The 12,752-nt window shown below is 69.9% G+C and carries 11 protein-coding genes and 1 pseudogene; 8 read left to right on the top strand and 4 right to left on the bottom strand.

Features of this window, described 5'->3' with window-relative positions:
* The 6 genes and pseudogenes from V7E05_RS10690 to V7E05_RS10660 all read left to right on the top strand — a co-directional run.
* Positions 1–388 (top strand): annotated as a pseudogene (locus V7E05_RS10690) (hypothetical protein); the annotation flags it as partial.
* 230 nt (positions 389–618) lie between these two features.
* A complete protein-coding gene (locus V7E05_RS10685) occupies positions 619–2,112 on the top strand; it encodes an amino acid permease (protein ID WP_333619638.1) in 1,494 nt (497 codons plus the stop codon).
* A gap of 271 nt (positions 2,113–2,383) precedes the next feature.
* The gene (locus tag V7E05_RS10680; RefSeq protein WP_333619637.1) at positions 2,384–3,745 is read left to right on the top strand and encodes an NAD(P)/FAD-dependent oxidoreductase; all 1,362 of its coding nucleotides are present in this window, start codon (positions 2,384–2,386) and stop codon (positions 3,743–3,745) included.
* Positions 3,745–5,913 carry a DUF1365 family protein gene (locus V7E05_RS14330; RefSeq protein ID WP_442891657.1) on the top strand — a complete coding sequence of 723 codons (2,169 nt, stop codon included), beginning with the start codon at positions 3,745–3,747 and terminating at the stop codon, positions 5,911–5,913. The genes V7E05_RS10680 and V7E05_RS14330 overlap by 1 nt, the downstream gene beginning before the upstream one ends.
* Positions 5,910–7,256, top strand: coding sequence for a cyclopropane-fatty-acyl-phospholipid synthase family protein (locus V7E05_RS10665; protein ID WP_333619636.1), 1,347 nt, complete (start codon positions 5,910–5,912; stop codon positions 7,254–7,256). The genes V7E05_RS14330 and V7E05_RS10665 overlap by 4 nt, the downstream gene beginning before the upstream one ends.
* Positions 7,253–8,092, top strand: coding sequence for a DUF1295 domain-containing protein (locus V7E05_RS10660; protein ID WP_333619635.1), 840 nt, complete (start codon positions 7,253–7,255; stop codon positions 8,090–8,092). Before V7E05_RS10665 ends, V7E05_RS10660 begins: the two co-directional genes overlap by 4 nt.
* Here V7E05_RS10660 and V7E05_RS10655 read toward each other — a convergent pair.
* The 4 genes from V7E05_RS10655 to zapE form a co-directional block, all read right to left on the bottom strand.
* Positions 8,089–9,510 carry a cryptochrome/photolyase family protein gene (locus tag V7E05_RS10655; protein WP_333619634.1) on the bottom strand — a complete coding sequence of 474 codons (1,422 nt, stop codon included), beginning with the start codon at positions 9,508–9,510 and terminating at the stop codon, positions 8,089–8,091. The genes V7E05_RS10660 and V7E05_RS10655 overlap by 4 nt on opposite strands.
* On the bottom strand, positions 9,507–11,027 hold the full coding sequence (locus V7E05_RS10650) for a TIGR01777 family oxidoreductase (RefSeq protein WP_333619633.1): 1,521 nt from the start codon (positions 11,025–11,027) through the stop codon (positions 9,507–9,509). Before V7E05_RS10650 ends, V7E05_RS10655 begins: the two co-directional genes overlap by 4 nt.
* 67 nt (positions 11,028–11,094) lie before the next feature.
* Positions 11,095–11,289 carry a hypothetical protein gene (locus V7E05_RS10645; protein ID WP_333619632.1) on the bottom strand — a complete coding sequence of 65 codons (195 nt, stop codon included), beginning with the start codon at positions 11,287–11,289 and terminating at the stop codon, positions 11,095–11,097.
* Positions 11,262–11,765: an AFG1/ZapE family ATPase gene (gene zapE / locus V7E05_RS10640; RefSeq protein ID WP_333619631.1), complete on the bottom strand. Its 504-nt coding sequence runs from the start codon at positions 11,763–11,765 to the stop codon at positions 11,262–11,264. The genes V7E05_RS10645 and zapE overlap by 28 nt, the downstream gene beginning before the upstream one ends.
* A gap of 100 nt (positions 11,766–11,865) precedes the next feature.
* On the opposite strand from zapE, the gene V7E05_RS10635 reads away from it, so the two are divergent.
* Both V7E05_RS10635 and V7E05_RS10630 read left to right on the top strand, forming a co-directional pair.
* Positions 11,866–12,417 (top strand): LURP-one-related/scramblase family protein, encoded by a 552-nt coding sequence (locus V7E05_RS10635; RefSeq protein ID WP_333619630.1) that lies wholly within the window; start codon positions 11,866–11,868, stop codon positions 12,415–12,417.
* Positions 12,418–12,544: 127 nt separating this feature from the next.
* Positions 12,545–12,752 (top strand): SDR family NAD(P)-dependent oxidoreductase (locus V7E05_RS10630; protein ID WP_333619629.1); only part of this gene is annotated, 208 nt, incomplete at its 3' end.

Genomic DNA, 12,752 nt, shown 5'->3' with positions numbered 1-12,752 from the left:
CGTCTTCGTTGCCCTCGGCCTCATCGAGTGGTGGACGCACGGCTACTGGATGGACGGCTACTTCGCTCACCTCGATCCGCTGTGGGCGTCCGGGCCGCTCGCAGCCGTGCTCTCCTACTTCGTCGGATGCATGCTCGCCTTCATCCTCGGCTTCTGGTTCACCATCGTCTACCGGCTCGGCGGAGTCGGGGCTGTCGTGCTCTCCCTCGTGGGCGTGGCCGGTCTCGTGGTCGGCGCGGTCGGCCTCGTTACCTGGTTCTCGTGGTGGCCGGCCATCTGGGACTGGATCGTCGCCACCGGCGCGCTGGGGATCACGTGGTGGGTCCTGTTGTTCGCCGTCATCCTCTGGGTGGGCTCGTACCTCACCCTCCTCCGCCTCCCCGCCTGACGACGGGCGTCCCATCCCCGAACCGGCTCCGCGCCACCGCCGGGTCGTCCTCCCACAACCCCGCCGGCGCCGCGCCACTGCAGCCCGCACGGCGCCCAGGCCGCTGAACTGCAGCGAAGCCCGCGAGTCCGCGTTGTTTCTCGGGCTTTGCGTTTGACAACCCCACCCCCCGCCTACACTCGCCCCGGTCTGCATAGTCCGCCCCGGGGCGGCCTGTCGAGAGGAATTACTTGAGTACTACGGATGTAGGGGACGCCGCGCCGTCCTCTCCAACAGTCGACGCCGGGGACGCGGGTTACGCTAAGGGCCTGCACAACCGGCACATCCAGATGATCGGGATCGGCGGCGCCATCGGCTCCGGTCTGTTCCTCGGCTCCGCGAGCCGCCTCCACGACACCGGCCCCTCGCTGGTGCTGTCGTATATCGCGTGCGGCATCGTCGCGATGATCGTCGTGCTGGCCCTCGGCGAGATGGTCGTGCACCGGCCGTCCTCGGGTGCGTTCGTGTCGTACGCCCGTGAGTTCATCGGAGAAAAGGGCGCGTTCGCCGCCGGATGGCTGCACTTCGTCAACTGGGCGTTCACCCTGATCGCCGACGCGACGGCGATGGCGATCTTCCTCTCGTTCTGGTCGCCGGTCCGGGATGCGCTGCCGCAATGGGCGCTCGCGGCGATAGGCCTCGGCGTGGTCATCGTCATCAACCTCATCGGCGTCAAGTTGTTCGGCGAGCTCGAGTTCTGGTTCGCGATCATCAAGGTCGGCGCGATCGTCTCGTTCATGCTCGTCGCCATCTACTTCATCGTCACGGGCACGGACCTAGGCACGGACGGGCAGTCCGCGACGGCCGGGTTCCACAACATCACCGACAGCGGGTTCTTCCCCAACGGCTTCGCGCCGGTGGTCGTCGTTTCCACGGGCGTCATCTTCTCCTACGCGGCGATGGAACTCATCGGCGTCGCCGCAGGCGAGACGGAGAACCCGGAGAAGGTCATGCCCGGCGTCGTCCGCTCGGTGATCTGGCGGATCCTTCTCTTCTACGTCGGCACGATGCTCCTGCTCTGCATCCTCCTGCCGACCAATCAGTACGTCGCCGACGTCTCGCCGTTCGTCACGGTCCTCGACCGCGTCGGCTTCCACCTCGGTGGCGTGCACATGGCCGACATCATGCAGGTCGTGCTGATCACTGCGGTGGCCTCGTCGATGAACTCCGGGTTGTACTCCACCGGGCGCGTGCTGCGCTCGATGGCGATGGCGGGCACCGCGCCGAGGTACCTCGGCAAGATGAACGGCAACAAGGTCCCCTACGCGGCGATCCTCACGACCGCCGGCTTCGGCGCCGTCGGCGTGCTCATCAACTTCTTCTTCCCCAGCAAGGCGTTCGAGATCGTCCTCGAGATCGCTTCGCTCGGGATCATCGGCGTGTGGTCCACGATCCTCATCAGCCACGCGCTCATGGTGCGCAAGGCAGGTCGCGGCGAGATGCGTCGCCCGCACTTCGTGCTCCACTTCGCGCCGTGGATCAATTATCTCGCGCTCGCCTTCCTCGCGGCGGTGATCCTGCTCATCGCCTTCGGCGACGATCCCGATGCCGCGAAGTCCGCGTACATCGGCGTGCCGGGTCTGCTCATCCTTTTCGTCGGTGGCTGGTTCCTCGTGCGCGGGAACATCGACGCCGAGGCCTTCGACGAGGCCGAGGCGGAGGCCGACGAGGAGCAGTGGACATAGTCGAGCCGGCCAGCCACCGGATCGTCCGGGCGCTCCTACGGGTCGCCCGTCGGGCCGCTCATCGGGCCTCTCATCGGGCCTCCGAATCGGGCCCCGCATCGGGCCCCGCATCGGGTGCTACCCTTGCGAACGCGATGCGTACGCGAGGGCGGGACACCGCGTAGACGAGCAGCGTGCCGGTACCCGGGCGGTCGGCCTCTTCTCGATCGATCGCCGCGAACTCACATACCCGACACGGCTAATGGACGAGGTGGCCGGGAAGCGAAGTGCCATGAGATCGGTCGGAAATACCTACCGGGAGCGACCGCACGGACGCGGACCCGCCACGGGCCGGACGGCGGTCATCGGTTCGGGCGTCGCCGGGCTGGTCGCCGCCCACGTCCTCGCCAAGGATCGCGACGTGACGATCTTCGAGGCAGACACCCGGCTCGGCGGCCACGCACACACCCACGATGTCGACGTCGGCGGTAGCCGTTTCGCCGTGGACTCGGGTTTCATCGTCCACAACGCCCGCACGTATCCCACGCTGCTGCGTCTTTTCGCCGAGCTCGGCGTGGAAACCGTCGAGACGGAGATGACCCTCTCCGTGCGTGATGACGAGCTCGGCCTCGAATACAGGGGCGGCGCAGGTGTCCGCGGGCTCTTCCCCGGCAGGGGTTCGCTCCGCCCGCGGCACCTCCGCATGCTCGCCGACGTGCCCCGATTCCACCGCTACGCGCGCCGGCTGCTGGCGTCGGCCGACGCGGGCTCCGCGGACGGGAACCCGGCGGAGACGCTCGAGGCCTTCCTCGATCGGCATCATTTCGGGGATTTCTTTCGACGCGCCTTCGTCGTGCCGCTGGTCGCTGCGGTGTGGTCGACCGAGCCGGAACGTGCCCTTGACTATCCTGCGGAGTTCCTCTTCCGCTTCCTCGACAATCACGGAATGCTCACCGTTTTCGGCTCGCCCACGTGGCGGACGGTGGTCGGCGGATCGCGGACCTACGTATCCGCCGTCGCCGAGAAGATCTCGGATATCCGGACCTCCAGTCCCGTCCACGCTCTTGTCGAGGCAGGTGACGACCAGTCAGGAGGGGTCCTGCTGAGGACCCCGGGAGGCGACGTCGAGCGCTTCGACGCCGCCGTGGTGGCGACCCATCCGGACCAAGCTCTCGCCCTGCTCCGGAGCCCCACCCGAGCGCAGCGCGAGATTCTCGGGGCATTGCCCTACCAACCCAACGAGATGATCCTCCACACCGATTCGACGATCCTTCCCCGCGCCGAAAAGGCGCGGGCATCGTGGAACCATCTGCATTCCGCCGCGCTCCGAACCACTTCCGCGGGACAAACGACCCCGCGGGAAGTGATCACCTACGACATGAATCGTCTCCAGCACCTCCGTCCGCCCGGCGGGGAGCGGCTCCTCGTCACGCTCAACGGACGCGGACTCGTCGACTCCTCGAGCATCCTCGCCTCGGCGGACTACGCCCACCCGCTCTACACCCCGGAATCGGTGTCTGCGCGGGCGCGCCTCGCCGAGATCGACTCCTCGCGCATCGTCTTCGCGGGCGCCTACCACGGCTGGGGATTCCACGAGGACGGGGCACTCGCGGGGCTCCGAGCGGCCGAGAAACTCGGCGGGAGGTGGAACTGATGCGCAACGAGGCGATCACGGTGGACCGCGATACAGCCTCGGACGCGCGCTTCGGCACCGCCCCTGCGGCCGTGCGGCTCTACGAGACCACGGTCCGGCACTCGCGCTCGGGCCCGATCGCCCACCGCTTTGGCACTCGTTCGTACTGGTGGTTGGTCGATATGGACGCGTTCGACTCGAGGCCGTCGGACCCACAGGCCGGCATGGGGCTGCCCGGCTTCCCCTCGTGGACCAGGGTGCTCGCCGAGATCCGGCCCGCAGATCTCGACCTCGACCCCGCGCCCACCGCGGGCGAGGGCGTGCGGCGACTGGCGCGGCGGCTCGCCGGGGAAGCCGGTGAGCCCGCCCCCGACGTCGGGGGCCCTGCCTTCCTCGCCGCCACAGGGCGGGCGGCGGGTTACGGATTCGATCCGCTCGCGCTCGCCTGGCTGCACGCCGCCGACGGGACCCCGTCGGTCGTCCTCGCTATCGTGCGCAACACCTACGGAGGCCTGCACCACTATCTCCTCCGGCCCGACGCCCGTGGCAGGGCAGAGATCCCCAAGGAGTTTCATGTCTCCCCATTCCATGACGCCGGAGGCCGATACGTGATCGACGTCCCGGAGCCCGGTGAGCGGCTCTATGTTGCGATCCGCCTGCGCCGCGACGGGGAGCCGGATTTCGTCGCCTCGGTGTCGGGGGAAGGCAGGCCGGTTCGCATGCGCACCCTCCTCGGTATCGCCACGCGCCGGCCACTCGAACCGCTCGCGGTCTCGGCCCGGATCCGGTTGCACGGTGTCTATCTCTGGGCGCGAGGCCTCGGGATCCGGCCGGTGCCCGAGGCGGACACCGCCGCGGGGCGTGCCCGCACCCCAATACCGCCGGCGCCCCATGGGCCATTGGCGGCCGCGCTCGGGCTCGGTGTGAAGACGATCCTGGCGGGACTGGCCGACGCCATGCCCATCCGCGTGGAATATCCGGACGGCACCGTGCGCGGAGGCGGGGCGAGCTCGGCGTCGGCGCCGCGGATGATCGTCCACCGGCCCCGCGATTTCCACGCCCGTGTGGGGCGGCACGCATCGATCGGGCTCGGCGAGTCGTACATGGCAGGGGACTGGGACTCTCCGGACATTGCGGCGCTGCTGTCCGAGTTCGCCGCTCGCCAACACGCGATGGTCCCCCGGCCGCTCCGCGCGCTGCGCGGCCTATACATCCCCCGCCCGCCTCGCGAGACCCGGGGGTCGGTGGAGAACGCGCGCGGCAACATCTCGGCGCACTACGACCTCTCCAACCGATTCTTCGCGTTGTTCCTCGACGAGACGCTCACGTACTCTTCTGCGCTCTTCGATTCGCTTCCCGAGCGCAGGGGTCGGCTCGGGGGGATCGGTGCGGCGTCGTCATCCGGAACGAACGACCGCGCAGCGGGCGACGGCGCCGGGCCAACGCGCCCCGCGCCGCGCGCACCCACAGACGAGGACCTGGCTCCCGCCCAGCGGGCGAAGATCGACGCGCTCCTCGACACGGCCGGAGTGGGGCCCGGGAGCCGCGTCCTCGAGATCGGCACGGGTTGGGGCGAGCTGTGTCTCCGCGCCGCGGCCCGGGGAGCCACGGTCCGCTCGGTGACCCTGTCCACTGAGCAGCGCGAGCTCGCGCAGCGGCGCGCGGAAAGCGCCGGCCTCGGAGAGAGGATCGAGGTCGAGTTGCGCGACTACCGCGAGGTCGACGGCGAATACGACGCCGTGTTGAGCGTAGAGATGATCGAGGCCGTGGGCCTCGAATACCTAGAGGAGTACTTCCGAGTCATCGAGAAGGTGTTGGCCCCGGGCGGCCGGGTCGCGATCCAGGCGATTCTCATGGACGACGACCGCGTTCGGGCCACGCGGAACAACTACACGTGGATGCACAAGTACGTCTTCCCCGGCGGACGCATCCCGTCAGTAGGAGCGATAGAACGTGCGCTCGAGGGCACCTCGCTCCGGGTTCGAGGTCGTCGCCACTTCGGCGGGCACTATGCCGAGACGCTGCGGTTGTGGGAAGAACGGTTCACTGCTCGCGAGGACGAGGTCCACCGGCTCGGATTCGATGCGGTCTTCGTCCGCATGTGGCGCTTCTACCTGCAGTACTGCGAAGCGGGCTTCCGCGCAGGTTACCTCGACGTCGCGCATCTCGAGATCGGGGCCAGGCGATGAGGCGGGGTCGGGACACCGCCGGGACCATGGGCGCCGCCGGGACCCGAGGCGCGACTCTCGCCGCCGAGATCGAGGAGGCGCTGCGTCTGCTTATCCGGGGTGGACTCCCCGTGCGTCTGGAATGTTGGGACGGTTCGGCCGCAGGACCAGTCGGCGCGCCGGTCCTGCGGCTGCGCTCGCCCGCCGCGCTGCGCAGGCAGCTCTGGGCGCCGGGTGAGCTCGGCGCGGCGCAGGCCTACGTCGCCGGCGAGATCGACATCCCCGGAGACCTACTCGAGGGCATGACACACCTCTGGAAGGTCATCCGGGAGCGCGAGCTCGCGGGCTCCCGTCCCGGTCCGCGAGCGCTCGCCCGACTCGCGGGACTCGCCGCGAGGAACGGCGCGCTCGGCCCCCGCCCACCGCGACCGGAGAGCCAGGCGGTCGTGCGAGGTCGGCTCCATTCCCCGCTCCGGGACCGGGCGGTGATCAGCCACCACTACGATCTCCCCACTGACTTCTACGCGCTGATCCTCGACGAGTCCATGGCGTATTCGTGCGGCTGGTTCCCCTCCGGGCCCCCGAGCCGGGGCGCGAACGTTGGCGGCGATGCCGACTCCGATCCGGGCGCCGTCCTCGCCGCCGCACAGGCGGCGAAGTTCGCACTCGTCGCCCGCGAGCTCGGGCTGCAGCCGGGCATGCGGCTCCTCGACATCGGATGCGGCTGGGGCTCGATGGCCATCGCCGCCGCGGCCACGCACGGTGTGCAGGTCACGGGAGTCACGATCAGCGAGGAACAGCAACGCTTCGCCCGGGGCCGCGCCAAGCGGGAGGGCGTCGCCGATCTCGTCGACATCCGTGTCCAGGATTATCGAGAGCTCGCCGAGGAGCGCGCGAGCTTCGACGCGGTGGTTTCCCTCGAGATGGGGGAGCACGTCGGCGACACCCGCTATCCGCTCTATGCGCGCACGCTCCACGACTGCGTGCGGCCCGGCGGCCGGGTCCTCGTGCAGCAGATGTCCCGCGCCGGGCGGCACCCCGGTGGCGGGCCGTTCATCGAGTCGTTCATCGCCCCGGACATGTCCATGCGCCCGGCCGGGCGGACGCTCGATCTCCTCACCGGCTCGGGGCTCGAGCTGGTGTCCGTGCGCTCGCTGCGCGAGCACTATGCGTGGACCGCGGAGCAATGGCGCCGCCGCTTCCTCGCCTCGCGGGTCGAGGTGGTCGCCCGTTGGGGAGAAAAGATGGCCCGGGTGTGGGACCTCTACCTCGCCGGCGGCACCCGGTCCTTCGCCGAGGGCCGCATGGGCGTCGAGCAATTCGTGCTCCGCCGGCCCGGGGAGGTGTCTCCGGGATGCCCATGACGTCGTACCCCGCCCTCGCCTTGACCTCCGCGCTCGCGTTCGCCGCACTCCTGCTGCTGCAACTCGCGGCCTTCGCCGTGGGCCGCAAGATCGGCAGGTTCAATGTCGTCGACGTCACGTGGGGCGCGGGCCTCGCGTTGGTCGGAGTCGTCGCGCTGGCCGTGCGGGCCACCGGGCTCGCGGGGGCGGCGCCGCCCGATTGGGTGGCCGTGTCCATCGCCGCTGCGGCGGCCGTGTGGGGCGTGCGGCTCGCGGTCCATGTGGCGCGCAAGACGGCCGGGCACGGCGAGGACCTGCGCTACGCCGAGATGCTCGGACGCCTGGGCGCCTACCGTGACGACGGGTCGGTCCGCCCGCTCGTCGTGCTGCGCTCGGTGTTCCTGCTCCAGGCCGGGGCGCAGTGGATCATCTCCCTCCCGCTGCAGGCGATCGGCGGAGGCGATGCCCCCGGAGGCGCGGCCATCGGCCTCGTCGCGGCCGGACTCGCGGTGTGGGGGTTCGGCTTCGTGTTCGAGGCCGTGGGGGACGCGCAGCTCGCGGCGTTCAAGGCCGATCCAGATCGCCCGCGGATCATGGACCGCGGCCTCTGGGCATGGACCAGGCACCCCAACTATTTCGGGGACGCGTGCGTCTGGTGGGGGACCTGGCTCGCCTCCCTGGCGACGGTCCCCGCCGTGTGGACGATCGTGTCGCCGCTGCTGATGACCTACCTCCTGGTCTGGGGCTCCGGCGCCCGTCTGTTGGAGAAGAGCATGTCGAAGCGGGAAGGGTGGGAGGAGTACGCGCGGCGGACGTCGTTCTTCGTCCCGCGCCCACCGCGGCGCGACGGCTCCTAGGCCCCCCGGATCACCGAATCGTAGAGGGCGAGCGCCTCGCGGCGGGCCTCGGCGTGGTCGACGATCGGCGCGGGGTAGTCGCCGTGGCCGCCCTCGCGTGGCGTGTGGACGGCGGCGCCGGCGATGCCGCGGAGTTCGGGCACCCACCGCCGCACGTAGTCTCCCTCAGGGTCGAAGCGCTTGCCCTGGGTCACGGGGTTGAACACGCGGAAATACGGCGCCGCGTCGGTGCCGGTTCCCGCCGTCCACTGCCAACCGTGCTGGTTGGAAGCGAGGTCTCCGTCGACGAGGTGGTCCATGAAGTGCCGGGCTCCGCGTCGCCAGTGCACGCGCAGGTCCTTGGTGAGGAACGAGGCGACAACCATGCGCAGCCGATTGTGCATCCAGCCCTCGGCGAGGAGTTGTCGCATCCCGGCGTCCACGATCGGATAGCCGGTCCGGCCGTCTCGCCACGCCGCGAACGCCTCGTCCGCGTGGTCGCCCGAGACCCAAGGGAAGCGATCCCACCGCACGTCGACGTTGCCGCCCGCGGTGGACGGGTAGTGGTGGAGTACATCGGCGTAGAACTCCCGCCAGGCGAGCTCGGAGGCGAAGGCGTCGCGGCTCTCGGCGAGGCCGGTGCCCAGCCCGGTCGTCGGCCCGAGCGCGGCGAGATCGGCGAGGATCGTGCGGGGGTGGATCGTGCCGAACTTGAGCTGCGCGCCGAGCCGGCTCGTCGCGTCGAGGTCGGGGCGGTCGCGGTCGTCCGCATAGCCGGGGAGTCCGTGTTCGAGGAAGTCCGCCCACTGCGCACTCGCCGCGGATTCGCAGACCTCGAGTGGCGAATCGCCCGTGCCCAGCGTGGAACGCAGGAGGTCGCGCAGTGGCCTGTCCGTGTCCGGCCTGTGCTCAGGCAGGGCGATCTCCGCGGGGTCGAGCCACTCCGCGCTCTCGCTTCCCGTGTCGGCCGGCGCAGGCCAGCCGTGCTCGTACCAGGCGCGACGGAAGGGGGTGAAGACTTTGTAAGGGGTGCCGTTCGCCGTCAGGACCCGACCGGGCGTGACGGCATAGGGCGAGCCCACCCGGACGAAGCCGCGCCCGGCCTCGGCGAGCGTGCGCTCGACGGCTGCGTCGCGGCGGGTGCCGTATGGCCCGTGGTCCGCCGAGACGACGACAGTGCCCGCACCGATCGCCTCGGCGAGGCGCGGGATCTCGGTCGCCGGGTCGCCGCGGACCACACACAGCCGGTGGCCGATCGCCTCGTCGAGCGCGAGGAGCGCGTCCCGGAGCGCGGATGCGCGTGGCCTGCCCGAGGTCGAGACGAGCGTGGGGTCGAGGACGAAGACGGCGAGCACGGGGCCGTTCTCCGCTGCCATGGCGAGAGCGGGGTGGTCGGCGACACGTAGATCGCGGCGGAACCACAGGAGCGAGGGGCTCACGCGCGCTTCTCGCCGGTGTCCCGGGCGCCGGTGCCCTGCTCTCCGGTCTCCGTGGGGGAATCGGCGGATGAATCGGACCGGAAATCGGGCAGTGAATCGGGGAGGCTCTCCCGGCCGAGCTCGTGGGCGAGCGCACGGCCCAGCGAGCGGAAGCGGAACCGATGGCCGAGCTCGGCGAGCCCTGCCGGGACTACCCGCTGATCGGCGAGCGCGAGCTCGCGTGCGCCGGCGCGGCCCAGCACCAGCGCGGGAGCGGCGGCCGGGACGGGGATCAGAGCAGGGCGGTGCAGGACGCGGCCGAGAGTCTCGGTGAACTCCGAGTTGCGCACCGGATTCGGCGCCACGGCGTTGAGCGCGCCCTCGAGCACCGGGTCGACGACGGCGCGGGCGTAGATATCGACGAGGTCGTCGAGTGCGATCCACGAGAACCACTGTTCGCCGTCGCCGATCCTGCCGCCGAGACCGGCGGCGAAGAGCGGGGCGAGTGCGCCGAGCACCCCGCCGGCCCCCGACAGGGCGATTCCGGTGCGGACGTTGACGACGCGCGCGCCGGCCTCGCGGGCCGGGGCGCAGGCGTCCTCCCAATCGCGCACGATGTCGGCGATTGGGCCTTCGCCCGGGGCCGCCCGTTCGTCGAGAAGTTCGTCCCCGCGCTCCGCGCCGAAGAGGCCGATCGCGGAGGCGCACACGAGATCCGTCGCACCGCGGCGCGCCGCGACGAGCTCGGCGAGCGCCCTCGTCGGCCCGATCCGGCTCGAGCGGACCTTCTCCACGTGGGCGGCGGTGAAGCGACCGGCGATGGGCGCCCCGGCGAGGTGGACGAGCACATCGATGCCGTCGAGAAGATCCGGTGCGGGGGAGTCGGGATTCCACTGCCGCTCCCCGGGCTCGCTCGTTTCGTGGCGCACGAACCGGATAACGGTGTGTCCCGCAACAGAGAGGAATGCCCCGAGCTGGGCGCCGACCAGACCGGAGGCACCGCTCATCGCGATGGTCAGCGACGTGCCGCCGCGATCGCGGGCCTCGGTTCGGAGTCGATCGAGGACGGAGAGGTCAGCGGCGAGCTGGCGGTACCGGTAGGCGAATGTCGGTGTGAGGAGGCGGGCGGGCACGCGTGCGTCGACGTGATCTCCCACAGCAGTCGCGGGCGGCCTCGACGCGGAGCGGTCGGGGCCGCTCCCCGAGGGGCCGGCGGCCTCGACTGTATGGGTGTGGACCCAGCCGGTGAGCCGGCGATAGGGCGCAGACGAGCAGCGATCGACGAACCGTTCCCCCTCGATGTAACCGCTGGGATCGTGCCGGGCGATCCAACGCGGACGAGAAGGGCCCCTCAACGGCCCGGGCAGCGAAGTCGCGGGGGCGAGGACCGCGGTGCCGTCGGCGAGCGAGTCCGCCTCGGAAACGGGGCGGAGTGCGAGGAAAGGCGGCGCGAGACGATGGAACGCCCCGGGCGCAGAGAAATAGCCCCAAACCCTCTCCGGATCGGCGTCGATGATGCAGGTGTGGGAGAAGCTCATGATCCACCCCATTCCCCCGCCGCGCGGGGCGTCTACCAGGTCGTCGTACCCACCCCACGATAGTGCCCTATTCGGAGGATCGTGTGTCGTGAGCGAGGCGGAGCAGGGCGAGCTTGCTGAGCGTCCGCCCCACGTCGAGAGGCGGCACGGGCGCGAGGGCGAGCCGCCCGGGCTCGGCGGCGGCGCGCACGTCGAGCCGCGCGTCGTGGTCGCACGCCACGTCCACGAGGTTGGCTAGCCGCTGCGCTCGTTCCCTCTCCATGGCCGCCGGATCCGGCGGATCACGGGGAGCGCCGCGTCGTGGAGCAGCGGGTTGGGGAGGAGTTCGGCCGGTCGGTAGTTCGAGGTCGCCACGACCCGGACTTCCGCATCCTCCCAGTGGTCCAGGGCGGCCGCGAGGTATAGCGAATCAGCGACGTCGTGGAGATGCAGCTCGTCGAAGCACACGAGGCGAGCCCTTTCGGTGAGTTCCGCGACTGCCCGCGGAACGCTGCGGCCGACTCCGGGGAGGGCGGCATGGAGCTCGCGGTAGAAAGCGCCGAAGTGCTTGCGCACCGAACCGGGATTCGCGGCGTGTACGGCGTCGAGGAGAGTGGTCTTCCCACTGCCCGGCGGGCCGAAGAGGTACACGTTGCCCGCGCCGGACAGCGAGTGAATTGCGCGTGCCTGGTGTTCCGTCGCCGAGATCCCCGCGGGGAGCGAAACTTCCCCGCCCGGGCTCGCTCTAGTCCGCCACATGGTTGAAAAGTCCGCCACATGGTTGAAACTCCAGGATCCTAGAGTTTGGGGCGCAAGTGATGGTCCCCTGGTCCCGCGGCGCTGTGTCATGCTGGCGAATATGTCGATCCTCGACCACAGCTCCCTCGTGTTTCAGCAGACGAAGAATTTTTCCAAGAACGATTTCGCGATCTTCGATGCCCAGGGCACGCAGGTCGCGCACGTGGAGACCGGAGGCAGCACTCTCGGCCGCATGTTCGCAGGTGCCCGCGAGCTCAACCTCTTCGACGGCCCCGGTCGTCCGCTCCTCCAGGTCAAGGACCAGGCGAATATCGGCCGGGACAAGATGGACATCTTCGATCCCCATGGCCAACAGATCGGCAGGCTGGTCAAACGTTTCGCTTTCTTCAAGACCCGGATCACCATCGAGGTGCTCGGTGAGGAGCTCGAGCTCGACGGCAATCCCTTCGGCTTCAACTTCCAGATCTTGGGCCCGCAGGGCCAGATGGGCGTGGTCGCACGCGAGTGGTCGGGCGGGATGAACGCCTTGACCGGCAAGTCCACCTATTCCTTGGACCTCGCGGAGTGGACGAACCACTCGCAGCGGATGGCGATCATCGGGGGCGTGCTCGCCCTCGACCTCATCCGCGAGAAGCAGGAGCGTAATTCCTAGCGGACACCGGACTATCGATCAGTCCGTCGGCACTCGATCGCCCCCTTGCAGGGGGTGGCTACGATAAGAGCTGCCGATGACCGCCTCGAACGAGTGCTGGGCAGGCGAACCGAGGTGGAAAGCGAGCATGGCGAAACAAGAGCGGAAACTTGAGGGACTGCACGTAGCGATCAGCGGGGGCGCTCGAGGGATCGGCGAGACCACCGCGCGAATGCTCGCCAAGCGCGGCGCGAAGGTCTCCCTCGGCGACATCAATGTCGAAGGTGTCGAGACCACGGCGGCAACGATCGCCGAAGACGCCCGGAAGTTCGGCGATAAACGAGCCATCGGTCTCG

Origin of the sequence: Dietzia sp. (genome assembly GCF_036741115.1) — a bacterium.
GTDB lineage: Bacteria > Actinomycetota > Actinomycetes > Mycobacteriales > Mycobacteriaceae > Dietzia.
This window is presented reverse-complemented; position numbering and strand designations above follow the sequence as displayed.

What these genes read in the sequence shown, in the direction of transcription:
- V7E05_RS10635 (WP_333619630.1), top strand. Translation starts at nt 11,866, where the DNA reads ATGTCGATCCTCGACCACAGCTCCCTCGTGTTTCAGCAGACGAAGAAT.
- zapE (WP_333619631.1), bottom strand. Translation starts at nt 11,765, where the DNA reads ATGTGGCGGACTAGAGCGAGCCCGGGCGGGGAAGTTTCGCTCCCCGCG.
- V7E05_RS10660 (WP_333619635.1), top strand. Translation starts at nt 7,253, where the DNA reads ATGACGTCGTACCCCGCCCTCGCCTTGACCTCCGCGCTCGCGTTCGCC.
- V7E05_RS10680 (WP_333619637.1), top strand. Translation starts at nt 2,384, where the DNA reads ATGAGATCGGTCGGAAATACCTACCGGGAGCGACCGCACGGACGCGGA.
- V7E05_RS10665 (WP_333619636.1), top strand. Translation starts at nt 5,910, where the DNA reads ATGAGGCGGGGTCGGGACACCGCCGGGACCATGGGCGCCGCCGGGACC.
- V7E05_RS10650 (WP_333619633.1), bottom strand. Translation starts at nt 11,027, where the DNA reads ATGAGCTTCTCCCACACCTGCATCATCGACGCCGATCCGGAGAGGGTT.
- V7E05_RS10645 (WP_333619632.1), bottom strand. Translation starts at nt 11,289, where the DNA reads ATGGAGAGGGAACGAGCGCAGCGGCTAGCCAACCTCGTGGACGTGGCG.
- V7E05_RS14330 (WP_442891657.1), top strand. Translation starts at nt 3,745, where the DNA reads ATGCGCAACGAGGCGATCACGGTGGACCGCGATACAGCCTCGGACGCG.